Raw genomic sequence first — 13,004 nt, forward strand, 5'->3', positions numbered from 1 at the left:
CCGGCCCGACTGGCCCTGACCCTCACCGGGACACACCTGGCGGCGCTGACGCTCGAGAACGGCGCCTGGGTGGTCCGGGGACGCGTCGACCTCCGCGGGATCGTCGACACCCGGGACGGCACCTGGCTGGCCGGACTGACCAGTTCATGGACCGGCGAGGTCCGGGCCTGGTCGGCCGGGGGCTTCGGGCAGCTCGGCCTGCGCGACATCCGGCTCGTGTCGCACGCCGACGGGTCGCCGTACCGCGATGAAGGAGGGGTGCTGTTCACGGCCACCAGCGCCGGCCCGGGCTTCTTCGACACCGGCCACACGTCGGTCTGGCAGCTGGCCGACAGCGGCCTGACCCACCGCGCCGACCTGTTCTTCCAGCGCCCGGATCGTCCCGGCGCCTTCGGCGACCACGCCACGCACCTGGTGCGTGACGGCGGGCGGTGGCTGGTGGCGACGAGCACGTGGGCCGACTTCCCCGCCGACAAGGCCGAGCGACGCGACGCGACCGTCCAGATCACCGTGGCGGAGTCGACCGGGGACCTGCTCCGTGGCCAGCACCTGCTGGCCACGCGGTCGCTGGAGCTGCCGACCGACGGGCCGAGCGTGGGCGTGTGGGATCCGCACCTGGTGCGCACCGGGACCGGTGAGTGGCTGGTCGGCTACGTCAGCGCGAGGAAGTTCTTCGACTTCCATCCCGTGCTCGCGTCCGGGCCCTCGCTCGACGACCTCACCCTCCGGGGAGCAGCGACCGACCGCCGCGCGACCGAGGGCACCACGATCGTGCGCATCGGGGACGACTGGCGAGTGCTCGCCAGTGACGGCAGGGACAACTCCAGAGCCACCCGCGGGCGGTTCCCGGTCTTCGACCTGGACCTCCGCGAGATCGGCACCCTGGAAGCGCCGTACCCCACGAACATCCCGTGGCCGACCGTCATCGCTCCGGACGAGTACCGGCCCGATGACGGATGGTCACTGGTGACGTTCGACGGGACGCCCGCAGGCGGGCGGCTCGCCGGTTACGGCACCCACGGGGATGTCGTGGTGATGCGCGCCAGCCGGTGAGGCTGACGGACGCGCTGTTTGATTCAGTCGCGCAAATTACTCAGTCGCGCGGCAGCGCGTCGGGAGGCGTCCCCCGGGCAGCTTGCTGCCCCGGATCTGCGTCGAAGACGCGCTCGCGCAAATGATTCAGTCGCGACGGTCGGAGTAGTCCGACCACTCGTCGCGCTCGTCGACCTTCTCGGCGACCTCTCGCGGAGCGGGCTCACCATGGAGCTCGCGCGCAAGGGCCGACAGATCGGTCTCGTGCGTCTGGTACTTCAGGTCGCGTGCGACCTTGGTCTGCTTGGCTTTCGCTCGGCCGCGGCCCATAGGGTCCAGCCCCCTCGCACACTTGGCCGGTAGCCCTCGGGGCCCCGGACTGCTGAATCTGAGTCTCGTGGGCACAACATTACATGGCCCGTGGATGTTCCCGTACTCCGGTCTCGGCGATCCGCCGGGTTTGAGGCCCACGTCACCAATCGGGTCCCCCACCGGGTTCCCGACCGCGTCACCAACCGGGGTGCCGGCCCACCAGTTCGACGGTGCCCTTGAGCTCCGGGTCGGCCGCGACGTCGCCGGCGACCCAGGCATTGATCCCGAACTCGGCCAGGCGGGCGATCGCGGCGTCGACCGAATCGGGCGCGACCATCGCAACCATGCCGACGCCGCAGTTGAGCGTCGCCTCGAGGTCGGGCTGGGAGACGTTGCCGAGCTTGCGGACGACGTCGAAGACCGGGCCGGGCGTCCAGGTGCCGCGGTCCAGGGTGGCCTTGAGCTCGGGCGGCATGACCCGCGCGAGGTTGTTGGCCAGGCCGCCACCGGTGACGTGCGCCATGGCGTGCGTCTCGGTCTCGCGGGCGATGGCCAGCGAAGGCTTCGTGTAGAGCCGGGTCGGGACGAGGAGCTCCTCGCCCAGGGTGTGGCCGAACTCGTCGACCTGGCGGTCGACCGTCCAGCCGGCCTGGGTGAAGAAGACGTGGCGGGCCAGGGAGTAGCCGTTGGAGTGGAGGCCGCTGGCCTCCATCGCGATCACGACGTCCCCGGCGCGCACGAGGTTGGCGCCGAGCAGGGCGTCGGCCTCGACGACACCGGTGGTGGCGCCCGCGACGTCGTACTCATCGGGGGCGAGGAGACCGGGGTGCTCCGCGGTCTCGCCACCGACGAGCGCACAACCCGCCTCGACACATGCTTCAGCGATGCCCTTGACGATGGCGGCGATCCGCTCGGGAACCACCTTGCCCGTCGCGATGTAGTCGGTCATGAAGAGCGGCTCGGCACCGCAGACGACGAGGTCGTCGACGACCATGCCGACCAGGTCGAACCCGATCGTGTCGTGCTTGTCCATCATCTGCGCGACGGCGACCTTCGTGCCGACACCGTCCGTGGAGGTGGCCAGCAGCGGGCGCTTGTAGGCGAGCAGGGCCGAGGCGTCGAAGAGTCCGGCGAAGCCGCCGAGGCCACCGAGCATCTCGGGGCGGCGGGCCTTCTCGACCCACTCCTTCATGAGGTCGACGGCGCGGTCCGCGGCCTCGATGTCGACTCCGGCGCGCGCGTAGGCGTTGTCGTTCATGGTTCTCCGGCCAGGATCAGGGGTTGTTGAAGACGGGGAGTGCTTCGCCGTGGGTGCTCGGCTGAAGCGTTGCTTCGAGCAGGTGCTTGCCGAGCAGGCTCTCGTCGGGAAGCTCGATCGGGTACTTGCCGGTGAAGCAGGCCGTGCACAGGGTGCTCTCCTGCTGGCCGGTGGCGTCGATCATGCCCTCCAGCGAGATGTAACCGAGGCTGTCGGCGCCCACGGACGCGGCGATCTCCTCGGGCTCGAGCCCGTTGGCGATCAGCTCGGCGCGGGTCGCGAAGTCGATGCCGTAGAAGCACGGCCACTTGACCGGCGGGCTGGAGATCCGGACGTGCACCTCGAGGGCGCCTGCCTCGCGGAGCATCCGGACCTGGGCACGCTGCGTGTTGCCGCGCACGATCGAGTCGTCGACGACCACGATCTTCTTGCCGCGGATCATGTGCTCGAGGGCGTTGAGCTTGAGCCGGATGCCGAGCTGGCGCAGGGTCTGGCTGGGCTGGATGAAGGTCCGCCCGACGTAGGCGTTCTTCACGAAGCCCTGGCCGAACGGGATGCCGCTCTCCAGGGCGTAGCCAGCAGCAGCCGGGGTGCCGGACTCGGGGACCGGGATGACCAGGTCGGCGTCGACCGGGAACTCGCGGGCCAGCTGTCGGCCCATCTCGACGCGCGCCTCGTGGACGCTGCGGCCCGCGATGGTGGCGTCCGGTCGGGCGAGGTAGACGTACTCGAACACGCAGCCCTTGCGGCGCGGCTCGGCGAACTTGTGCGAACGAAGGCCGTCCTCGTCGATGACGATCAGCTCGCCCGGCTCGACCTCGCGCACGATGCTGGCGCCGACGGTCGCCAGGGCGGAGTCCTCACTGGCCACGACCCAGCCGCGCTCCAGTCGACCGAGCACGAGCGGCCGGATGCCCTCGGGGTCGCGGGCGGCGTACAGGGTGTTCTCGTTCATGAACACGAAGGAGAACGCGCCGTTGACCAGCGGCAGCAGCTCCATGGCACGGGCTTCGAGCGACTGGTCGGGGTGGTGCGCGAGCAGCGCGGTGACCAGGCTGGTGTCGTTGGTCGCGGCTTCGAGGTTGCGGGCGTGGATGTCCAGCTCGCCCTCGTCGCTCGGCAGCTCGGCGACCATCTGCGCCAGATCGGCGGTGTTGATGAGGTTGCCGTTGTGGCCGAGCGCGATCGAGCCGTCGGCCGTGGGCCGGAAGGTCGGCTGCGCGTTCTGCCAGGTGCTGGCGCCGGTCGTCGAGTACCGGCAGTGGCCGACCGCGAGGTGGCCGCCGAAGGACGCGAGGGTGTTCTCGTCGAAGACCTGGGAAACCAGTCCCATGTCCTTGTAGACGAGGATCTGCCGACCGTTGCTGACCGAGATCCCTGCAGACTCCTGGCCCCGGTGCTGCAAGGCATAGAGGCCGAAGTAGGTCAGCTTGGCGACGTCTTCACCGGGGGCCCACACACCAAAGACTCCGCACACGGTGCTGAGCCTACCGGCCGAGCGCCGGATCCCTCATTTCGTCCGAGTTGGGGTTTGTCACCGTCGAGTTGGGGTTTGTCGACGTCGTACGGCGGTGACAAACCCCAACTCGGCGAATCAGGACGCGCCCAGGTTGCGGAGCAGCAGGGCCTCGGCGAGCAGGACCTTCTCGAACTCGGCCAGGTGCAGGCCCTCGTTGGGGCCGTGGGCCCGGGTGTCGGGGTCCTCGACGCCGGTCACGAGCACGGAGGCCTGCGGGAACGTCTCGAGGAACTCCGCGATGAACGGGATCGAGCCACCGACGCCCATGTCGACCGGCTCGGTGCCGTCCCAGGCCTCGGCGAACGCGGCCCGCGCGGCGTCGTACGACGGCCCGGTGGCGTCGATCTGCGTGGCCTCACCGGTGTCGACGACCGTCGTGGTCAGGGTGGCGCCCCACGAGACGTTGGCCTCGAGGTGGCGCTGCAGGCAGGCCAGGGCGTTCTCGGTGGTGTCGCCGGGGGCGATCCGGAGCGAGATCTTCGCGCGCGCCGCGGGGACGAGCGTGTTGGAGGCGCCGTCGACCTTGGGAGCGTCGAGGCCGGTGATGCTGAGTGCCGGCTTGGTCCAGAGGCGTTCGACGGCCGAGCCCTCGCCGATCCACTCGATGCCGGCGGCGGCGCCGGACTCGGCGCGCAGGCGGTCCTCCGGGTAGTCGACGTCGGCGGCGGGGCCACTGAACAGGCCTTCGACGGCCACGTTGCCGCGGTCGTCGTGCAGCGTGGCGATCAGGCGGGACAGGGTGATCAGGGCGTCCGGCACGAGGCCGCCCCACATGCCCGAGTGCACGGCGTGGGTCAGGGTGCGGACCTCGACGTCGACGCGGACCAGGCCCCGGAGCGAGGTGGTGAGCGCGGGGACACCGATGTCCCAGTTGCCGGAGTCGGCGATCACGATGACGTCGGCAGCGAGCCGGTCCTGGTAGGCCTTGAGCAACGCGGGGAGCGTGTCGGAACCGACCTCCTCCTCGCCCTCGATGAAGACCTTCACCGTGACCGGCAGCTCGTCGCCGAACGCCCGCAGCGCGGCGATGTGGGTGATGATCCCGGCCTTGTCGTCCGCGGCACCGCGCCCGTAGAGGCGGCCGTCGCGCTCGGTCGGCTCCCACGGCGGGCTGTCCCACTCGGCGTGTTCGTTCTCGGGCTGGACGTCGTGGTGCGCGTAGAGCAGCACGGTGGGCGCACCGTCGGGGCCGGCACGGTGGCCGATCACGGCAGGCGGAGCGCCGTCGTACGCCCGGACGATCTCGACGTCGACGCCTTCGGCGGCGAAGAGGTCGGCCGTCGCCTGGGCGCTGACCTCCACCTGGTCGAGGCGGTCGGGGTCAGCGCTGACGGACTGGATCCGGACGAGGGCCTCGAGGTCCGATCGGACGCCCGGGAGGAGCTCGGCAAGACGCGTACGCAGGTCATGGGTGGAGACAGGTGCGGTCATGGGCCCCAACTTATGACCTGGCCGCGTGTCGCCGAAATCACCCCAGGGGGAGGTACGGCGCCAGGTCGGTGCGCTCGCCACTGGCACGGACCGTCCCCGCCTCGACGGCCTCGGCCCAGGTGAGGTCGCCGGTCGCGAGCGCGATCCAGGTCGCGGCGTCGGTCTCGATGACCGCCGGCGGAGTGCCGCGCGTGTGGCGCACCCCCTCGACCACCTGGACGGCGGCGTACGGCGGCACCCGCACCTCCACCGACCGTCCGGGCGCGATCGCCTCGAGCAGCGCGAGGTAGTGCTTCGTGAGCAACCGCAGGTCGCCCCGCTCGGGGGTGTCGGACGCCAGGCGCCCGAGGGCGTCCGCGACCAGTTCGGGGTCTGCGGGGCGCAGCCGGGACGCCATCAGTCCTCGCCCGCCGAGTCCGACGAGCCCGACGAGCCCGACGGCGACTGGGGCAGCTCCGGGTACGGCTGGATCAGCTGGAACACCGAGTAGGTCTCGCGGTCGGCGTCGACACCGCCCGCGCGGCCGACGTCCCGGTAGCGCTCGACCACGGCACCGAGCTCCTCCATCAGCTGCTCGGACTCCTCGGCCGACAACAGCAGCGACCACTCGGACACGCTCTTCTTCACCGGCGTCTCCGCCTGGTCCAGTGCGCGTTCGACCAGGTGCCGGCCCCACTCGATCGCGTTCCGCTGGAACACCGTGTACGCCGCCCGTCCGCCCGGGCGGGCGAGCATGTCCGAGGTCCGGAACCGGATGCCGTCCGGATCCACCATCCGCCACACCCGGTCGCGCCGGTCCCGGGCGGCGTCGGGGTCCTCCTCGACCAGGCCGTACTTGGCCAGCTGCCGCAGGTGGAAGCTCGCCTGGTTGGCCGGGATGTCGATGCGCCGGGCGATGTCTGCCGCGCGCAGCGACCCAGCCGCGGAGAGCTCGTGCAGCACCCGGTTGCGGGTCGGGTGGGCGATCGCGCGCAGGATCCGCGGGTCGTCGTACATCACCATGGGCGCAGCCTACCGACATGCGCACGACTCTTTGCGCAATATGTATTGCGCAATGGTTGTTGCGCAACTTATGGTGCGGGCATGTCGTCCTTCCGAGCGCTCTCCCGCAACCACGACTTCACGGCCCTTTGGGTCGGGGCAACGGTGTCCGAGCTCGGCACCCGGATCACCGCGTTCGCCATGCCGCTCGCGGCGTACGCGCTCTCGGGATCAGCGTTGTGGGCCGCAGCCGCCGAAGGGATCTTCCTGCTGGGCATGGTCGCGATGCTGCTGCCGGCCGGGGTGCTCGCGGACCGTCGGCACCGACTGCGCCTGATGCGCTTCTCCCTCGGTTCCGGCGTCGTTCTCTACGGCACCCTCGTGGTGGCCGGTGTCAGCGGCACCCTGACGCTGCCGCACCTGCTCGCGGTCGCGCTGGCCACCGGGGTGGTCACCGGGCTGTTCAGCCCCGCGGAGTACTCCGCGATCCGCAGCATCGTGTCCCAGGAGGAACTGCCGACGGCGCTCAGCCAGCAGCAGGCGCGCCAGCACGTCGCCGGACTGCTCGGCGGACCCGTGGGCGGCGCCCTGTTCTCCCTGGCGCGGTGGGCGCCGTTCGCCGCCGATGCCGTCACCTACGCCATCGGCTGGCTGCTCCTCGGCCGGGTCCGTGCCGACCTCTCCCCCGAGCCCACCCCCAGCGACTCCCACCCGATCCGCGACCTGGGCGAGGGACTCCGCTTCCTCTGGGACCGGCCGTTCCTGCGCGTCCTGCTGGTCTGGTCCCCCGCCGCCAACCTGTCGATCAACGCGCTCTTCTTCCTCGCCCTGCTCCGCCTGATCGAGGCCGGCTTCCCCGCCTGGCAGATCGGCCTCGTCGAGACGGCGATCGGAGCCTTCGGCATCCTCGGGGCCCTGGCCGCGCCCCGGCTGATCGACCGCTACGCGACCGGCCCCCTGACGATCGTGGTCGCGTGGAGCTTCGTGCCGCTGTCGCTCCCGCTCGCGCTCTGGAACCACCCGTGGGCGCTGGCCCTGGCCGCATCCGTCGGCATGTTCCTCAATCCCGCCGGCAACGCCGGGGTGATGGCCTACCGGATGGCGATCACCCCGCCCGCCCTGATCGGACGGGTGCAGTCGACCATGCAGTTCACCTCGATGCTGACCATGCCGTTGGCCCCGGTGCTCGCGGGCGTGCTCCTGTCCGTGCTCGACGGCGGGACAGCCGTCCTCGCCCTGACGGCCTTCGTTGCCGCCGTGGCCCTGATCCCGACCCTCGCGCGGTCGGTACGAACGGTCCCCCGTCCGCGGGACTGGCCGCGCCTCGCAGACCCGCGCGCAGACCTCGACCCCGTCCTCGCGCAGGCCTGAGAACGGGGCCTGCGGGGGGCGTGATGGTGAGCCACCGCGGTGCGACGAGGTCGCGCCCGTCAGAATGGGTCCATGGTTCTCCGTCGCTGTGCTGCCGCTGCCCTCGGGCTACTGGTCCTCGCACCGGGACTCACCGCCTGCGGTGACGACGCCGGGGTCGAGGTCGGCGACGTCGTGGCGGCCCGGGCTGACGACCAGTTCAGTGAGGGCTCGCCCTCCTCCGTGGTCCTGCCCCGCGGGCGGCTCGAGATCTCCTTGGGCGAGCCGACCGACAAGCTCGGCGCCGACGACACCCGCCAGCTGGAGGCCATCACCGCGCCCGCAGGCAGCACGTTCGTGCCGCTCACGTGGCAGTACGACGCCGCGACCTTCAACGACTACGCCGACTTCCTCACCACCGAGAGCACCCCTGCGATCACGCTCTTGGCCGACGGGGCGTCGTACCGCCTTCCTGCACCGCGGGAGACGGGCGAAGGGTCCGCGTCGTTCTACGTGCTCGTCTCGGGATCGGCGAAGGAACCCAGCCTCGCCGTCGACTTCGAGGGTGTGAAGCAGACGGTCGACCTGGCCACCGGGGAGCGCGACGCCGGCCTGGCGGAGCCCCTCTACGACCTCAAGCCCCCGAAGGACAAGGCCAGCAACTGCACCACGGACGCGACCTTCGCCGAGAAGGTCGTCGTGGCGGACTTCGCCTGCAGCGTGCGCCGCGTGGTGCGCCTCCCCTACGCCGGCAGCGCCTGGGCCGAGCCCGACCACACGTGGCTGGGCGTCACGATCCGCACCTCACTGGGCCGCTACGCCGTGTCCGCGGACGCCCGCTCCGGAGCGATCTACTACCCCCTCGAGGTCACGCCGACCTTCACGCTGGGCAAGGTCAAGTCCGCCGCCGTCATCGAGGACACCGCGTCCCGGTCGTGCCCCGACCTCACGCAGGGCGGCTGCACCACCGTCTACAACGTGGTCTTCGACCTGACCGAGGGAGCCTCGACCCGGCTCGGTGCGACCTTCACCTACGACATGACCCAGACGTCGATCTACGGCGGCGCGGACGCCGAGGAAGAGATCACGGCGGACATCGAGGTCCGCACCAAGGTCCGCTGACCCGCCCCGGGCGACGCCCGGAGCTGATCAGCCGAAGGCGATCAGCCCAAGGCAGCCGGCAGGGTCGCCGTCCAGGCGTCCCGCAGGTCAGCGACGGCGACGTCGAACTGGCCCTCGACCACGAGGGACTCGCCGCCGGTGGTGCCGAGCACGGTCATCGGGACGTCGTGGCGTGCACACAGCGCACGCAGCTCGTCGATGTCCACGTCCTCGACGGTGACGACGGCGCGCGCCGCCGACTCGGCGAACAGGCCCACGAACGGGTCACCCTCGAGCGTCACGGTGGCTCCGATCCCGCTGACCATCGCGCCCTCGGCCAGCGTCTGGGCCAGGCCACCGTCGGACAGGTCGTGCGCGCTGGTCGCCAGGCCCACGAGGTCCTTCAGGAGTCGGGCGAGGCTGCGCTCGGCGGCCAGGTCGACCTGCGGCGGCAGGCCGCCGAGGTGGCCGTGCACGACGTTGGCCCATTCGGAGCCGGACAGCTCCTCGCGGGTGGTGCCGAGCAGGACGATCTGCTCACCGGCCGCCTGGAAGGACGACGGCGTCCGGCGTCGTACGTCGTCGACGACGCCGAGCACGGCCACGACGGGCGTCGGCAGGATGGCCGTCTCGCCGGTCTGGTTGTAGAGGCTGACGTTGCCGCCGGTGACGGGGATGCCGAGCTCGAGGCAGGCATCCTTCAGGCCGCGGCATGCCTCGGCGAACTGCCACATCACGTCGGGGTCCTCGGGCGAGCCGAAGTTCAGGCAGTCGCTGACGGCCAGCGGGACGGCACCGCCGGTGGCCACGTTCCGGTAGGCCTCCGAGAGGGCGAGCTGGGCGCCGGCGTACGGGTCGAGCTTGGCGAAGCGGCCGTTGCAGTCGGTGGCGAGCGCGACACCGAGGTTGGTCTCCTCGTCGACGCGCACCATGCCGCTGTCGGACGGCTGCGCGAGGACGGTGTTGCCCTGCACGTAGCGGTCGTACTGGTCGGTGATCCAGGACTTGTCGCAGAGGTTCGGGCTCGCGACGAGCTGGAGCAGCGTGGCCTTCAGCTCCTCGCCGGTGGTCGGGCGGGCGAGCGCCTCGGCCTTGTCGGCCTGCAGCGCGTCCTGCCACGACGGGCGGGCGAACGGGCGCTCGTAGACGGGGCCGTCGTGGGCGACGGTCCGCGGGGGGACGTCGACGACGGTCTCGCCGTGCCAGTCGATGACCAGGCGACCGCTGTCGGTGACCTCACCGATCACGGCGGCTTCGACGTCCCACTTGGTGGTGATCGCGAGGAACGCCTCGATGTCGGCGGGCTCGACGACCGCCATCATCCGCTCCTGGCTCTCGCTCATCAGGATCTCCTCGGGCGACAGCGTCGAGTCGCGCAGCGGCACCTTGTCGAGGTGCACGTGCATGCCACCGTCACCGGCGGACGCGAGCTCGGAGGTCGCGCAGGAGAGGCCGGCACCGCCGAGGTCCTGGATACCGGCGACCACGCCGGCCTGGAACAGCTCGAGGGTGCACTCGATGAGGAGCTTCTCCATGAACGGGTCGCCGACCTGGACGCTGGGCCGCTTGGCCGGGCCGTCCGCGTCGAAGGTCTCGGAGGCGAGCACGGACACGCCGCCGATGCCGTCGCCACCCGAGCGGGCGCCGTACAGGACCACGAGGTTGCCCTCGCCGGATGCCTTGGCGAGGTGGAGGTCCTCGTGGCGCAGGACGCCGACGCAGAGCGCGTTGACGAGGGGGTTGCCGAGGTAGGACTCGTCGAAGACGGCCTCGCCGCCGATGTTGGGCAGGCCGAGGCAGTTGCCGTAGCCACCCACGCCGGCGACGATCCCGGGCAGCACCCGGTGGGTGTCGTCGGCGTCGAGCGGGCCGAAGCGCAGCGGGTCCATCACGGCGACCGGGCGGGCGCCCATCGCGATGATGTCGCGGACGATGCCGCCGATACCGGTCGCGGCGCCCTGGTAGGGCTCGACGTACGACGGGTGGTTGTGGCTCTCGACCTTGAAGCTGACGGCGTAGCCCTGGCCGATGTCGATGACGCCGGCGTTCTCGCCGATGCCCGCGAGCATCGGGCCGATAGGAGTCTCCTGGGGAATCTGGGAGAACTGCTTGAGGTGCACCTTGGAGGACTTGTACGAGCAGTGCTCGCTCCACATCACCGAGTACATCGCCAGCTCGGAGCTGGTCGGACGGCGCCCGAGGATCTCCTTGATCCGGTCGTACTCGTCGGTCTTCAGACCGAGGTCGGCCCAGGGCTGTTCTCGGTCCGGGTCGCCGGTCGCGACCGCGACGGTGTCGAGCGCGGGACGTGCGGGTGCAGGAACGGAGTCGGCCACGGACGCAAATCTATCGGCCGGGGTCGGCGTTCCCTCCGCCCGCTCCCCCATGAGATCGCTCACCACCGCACTCCGGGGGTCCCGGGACGGCTCGCGCCGCGAATTACAGGTCTGTAGTTATCACCGAGGCCTGTTACGGATGTGAAAGTTGGGGTTACCGTGACATGGCCACCACGGCCCTTCCCACTTCCCCTGGAGTTGTTTCCGCCATGTCTGTCCGGCTCGTTCCCACTTCGGTACGACGACCCGCACCGCACGCACGCCTGCGCACGCAGTCCGGTCGACTCGCCACAGGGGTGCTGGCCGCCGTCCTCGCGCTGACGTTGCTCGGACAGCTCCAGGGCGACACACCGAAGGCGACTCCGCGTCCGATCGACCTGACCGCCGCCGGCACCAACCCGGTGACGCCAGGCAACTTCACCGGCTACGGGTTCGACCAGTGCGTGGCCCCGACCCAGGCGAAGATGGACGCCTGGCTCGAGAACTCGCCGTTCCTGTCGGTCGGCATCTACATCAGCGGCAACTCCCGTGCCTGCCGCAGCCAGCCGAACCTGACGCCGGCCTGGGTGACCCGCCAGCTCGTGCAGGGCTGGCGCCTGCTGCCGATCACGCTGGGCCCGCAGGCCAGCTGCAGCACGCGCTACCCCAAGTACAAGGACGACCCGACGATCAACCCGGACCCGACCAGCAGCTATGCGAAGGCCAAGGCGCAGGGCAAGCTCGAGGCGGAGCGCGCCGTGGCGGCGGCGAAGGCGTTGGGCCTGGCCCCGGCCAGCACGCTGTTCTACGACCTCGAAGGCTTCGACCTCGGCAACACGCGCTGCCGCCAGTCCGCCGTCGCGTTCATGCACGCCTGGACGCTGCGCGTGCACGGGCTGAGCTACAAGTCCGGCTTCTACTCCAGCGCCGGTTCGGGCATCAAGATGCTCGACGACGTCGCGAAGAACTCGCCCGGCGTCGCGTTGCCCGACCAGCTCTGGATCGCCCGCTGGGACGGCATCGCCAACACCACGGTCAGTTCCGCCTACCTGTCCCCCACGGCCTGGCTGCCCGGTCGCCGCGTGAAGCAGTACCAGGGCGGACACAACGAGACCTGGGGCGGCGTGACGATCAACATCGACCGCAACTTCCTCGACCTCGGCAACTCCACACCGGCGGCCGAGCGCCACTGCTCCGGCATCCGGATCGACCTGGTGCGGTACTCCGCCGTCAAGCCGCCCACCGCCTCGGTCGTGCCGAACGCCACCCGGGTCAAGGCGTTGCAGTGCCTGCTCCGCGAGAAGGCCATGTACACGGGCGCCATCAACGGGCTCTACAACACCGCCACGCAGGCAGCCGGGATGAGGTGGCAGAAGTCGCTGGGCTTCCGCACCAGCACGACCTGGAGCGTCAAGGACTGGATGTCCATCCTGTCCGCGGGCCACCGGCCGGTCCTCAAGATCGGATCCCGCGGTGTCTACGTACGACGCGCGCAGCGCGCGATGCAGGCAGCCGTGCCGACCCTGGAGATCAAGATCGACGGCATCTTCGACGCAGAGATGGCATCCGACGTCCAGGCCTACCGCGCCAAGGTGGGCATGCCGCGGGCAGGCATCGTCAGCACCGCGACGTGGGCCAACCTGCAGGTGGGCAAGTACTGACTTGACCAGGGTCGTCGGTGGTCGAGGAGGTTGCGCAGCAACCG

The 13,004-nt window shown here is 70.6% G+C and carries 11 protein-coding genes; 4 read left to right on the forward strand and 7 right to left on the reverse strand.

The window, feature by feature from the left end; translation table 11 throughout:
- A partial coding sequence (locus ACOADB_RS04450) for a hypothetical protein (RefSeq protein ID WP_378596723.1) occupies window positions 1-1,053 on the forward strand: 1,053 nt, incomplete at its 5' end.
- A 126-nt stretch (window positions 1,054-1,179) separates the two neighbouring features.
- Here ACOADB_RS04450 and ACOADB_RS04455 read toward each other — a convergent pair.
- The 6 genes from ACOADB_RS04455 to ACOADB_RS04480 form a co-directional block, all read right to left on the reverse strand.
- Entirely contained in the window at window positions 1,180-1,362 is a 183-nt protein-coding gene (locus ACOADB_RS04455) for a DUF3073 domain-containing protein (RefSeq protein ID WP_378596724.1), read from the reverse strand.
- Window positions 1,363-1,540: 178 nt separating this feature from the next.
- Window positions 1,541-2,602: a phosphoribosylformylglycinamidine cyclo-ligase gene (purM, locus tag ACOADB_RS04460; RefSeq protein ID WP_378596725.1), complete on the reverse strand. Its 1,062-nt coding sequence runs from the start codon at window positions 2,600-2,602 to the stop codon at window positions 1,541-1,543.
- 16 nt (window positions 2,603-2,618) lie between these two features.
- On the reverse strand, window positions 2,619-4,109 hold the full coding sequence (purF, locus tag ACOADB_RS04465; RefSeq protein ID WP_378596773.1) for an amidophosphoribosyltransferase: 1,491 nt from the start codon (window positions 4,107-4,109) through the stop codon (window positions 2,619-2,621).
- 87 nt (window positions 4,110-4,196) lie between these two features.
- A complete protein-coding gene (locus ACOADB_RS04470) occupies window positions 4,197-5,552 on the reverse strand; it encodes a dipeptidase (protein ID WP_378596726.1) in 1,356 nt (451 codons plus the stop codon).
- A gap of 37 nt (window positions 5,553-5,589) precedes the next feature.
- Window positions 5,590-5,949 carry a sterol carrier family protein gene (locus ACOADB_RS04475; protein ID WP_378596728.1) on the reverse strand — a complete coding sequence of 120 codons (360 nt, stop codon included), beginning with the start codon at window positions 5,947-5,949 and terminating at the stop codon, window positions 5,590-5,592.
- Entirely contained in the window at window positions 5,949-6,554 is a 606-nt protein-coding gene (locus ACOADB_RS04480; RefSeq protein WP_378596729.1) for a helix-turn-helix domain-containing protein, read from the reverse strand. The genes ACOADB_RS04475 and ACOADB_RS04480 overlap by 1 nt, the downstream gene beginning before the upstream one ends.
- An 81-nt stretch (window positions 6,555-6,635) precedes the next feature.
- Between ACOADB_RS04480 and ACOADB_RS04485 the strand changes: the two genes are divergently transcribed.
- Together ACOADB_RS04485 and ACOADB_RS04490 are read left to right on the forward strand one after the other, a co-directional pair.
- Window positions 6,636-7,904, forward strand: coding sequence for an MFS transporter (locus tag ACOADB_RS04485; protein WP_378596730.1), 1,269 nt, complete (start codon window positions 6,636-6,638; stop codon window positions 7,902-7,904).
- A 72-nt stretch (window positions 7,905-7,976) separates the two neighbouring features.
- Window positions 7,977-9,005 carry a hypothetical protein gene (locus ACOADB_RS04490; protein WP_378596731.1) on the forward strand — a complete coding sequence of 343 codons (1,029 nt, stop codon included), beginning with the start codon at window positions 7,977-7,979 and terminating at the stop codon, window positions 9,003-9,005.
- Between the two features lie 41 nt (window positions 9,006-9,046).
- Here ACOADB_RS04490 and purL read toward each other — a convergent pair whose 3' ends face one another.
- Window positions 9,047-11,371: a phosphoribosylformylglycinamidine synthase subunit PurL gene (purL, locus tag ACOADB_RS04495; protein ID WP_378596774.1), complete on the reverse strand. Its 2,325-nt coding sequence runs from the start codon at window positions 11,369-11,371 to the stop codon at window positions 9,047-9,049.
- 158 nt (window positions 11,372-11,529) lie between these two features.
- Between purL and ACOADB_RS04500 the strand changes: the two genes are divergently transcribed.
- Window positions 11,530-12,960, forward strand: coding sequence for a glycoside hydrolase domain-containing protein (locus tag ACOADB_RS04500; protein ID WP_378596732.1), 1,431 nt, complete (start codon window positions 11,530-11,532; stop codon window positions 12,958-12,960).
- Window positions 12,961-13,004: the final 44 nt, after the last annotated feature.

The organism is Nocardioides sp. CPCC 206348, assembly GCF_048654705.1.
Classification (GTDB): Bacteria; Actinomycetota; Actinomycetes; order Propionibacteriales; family Nocardioidaceae; genus Nocardioides.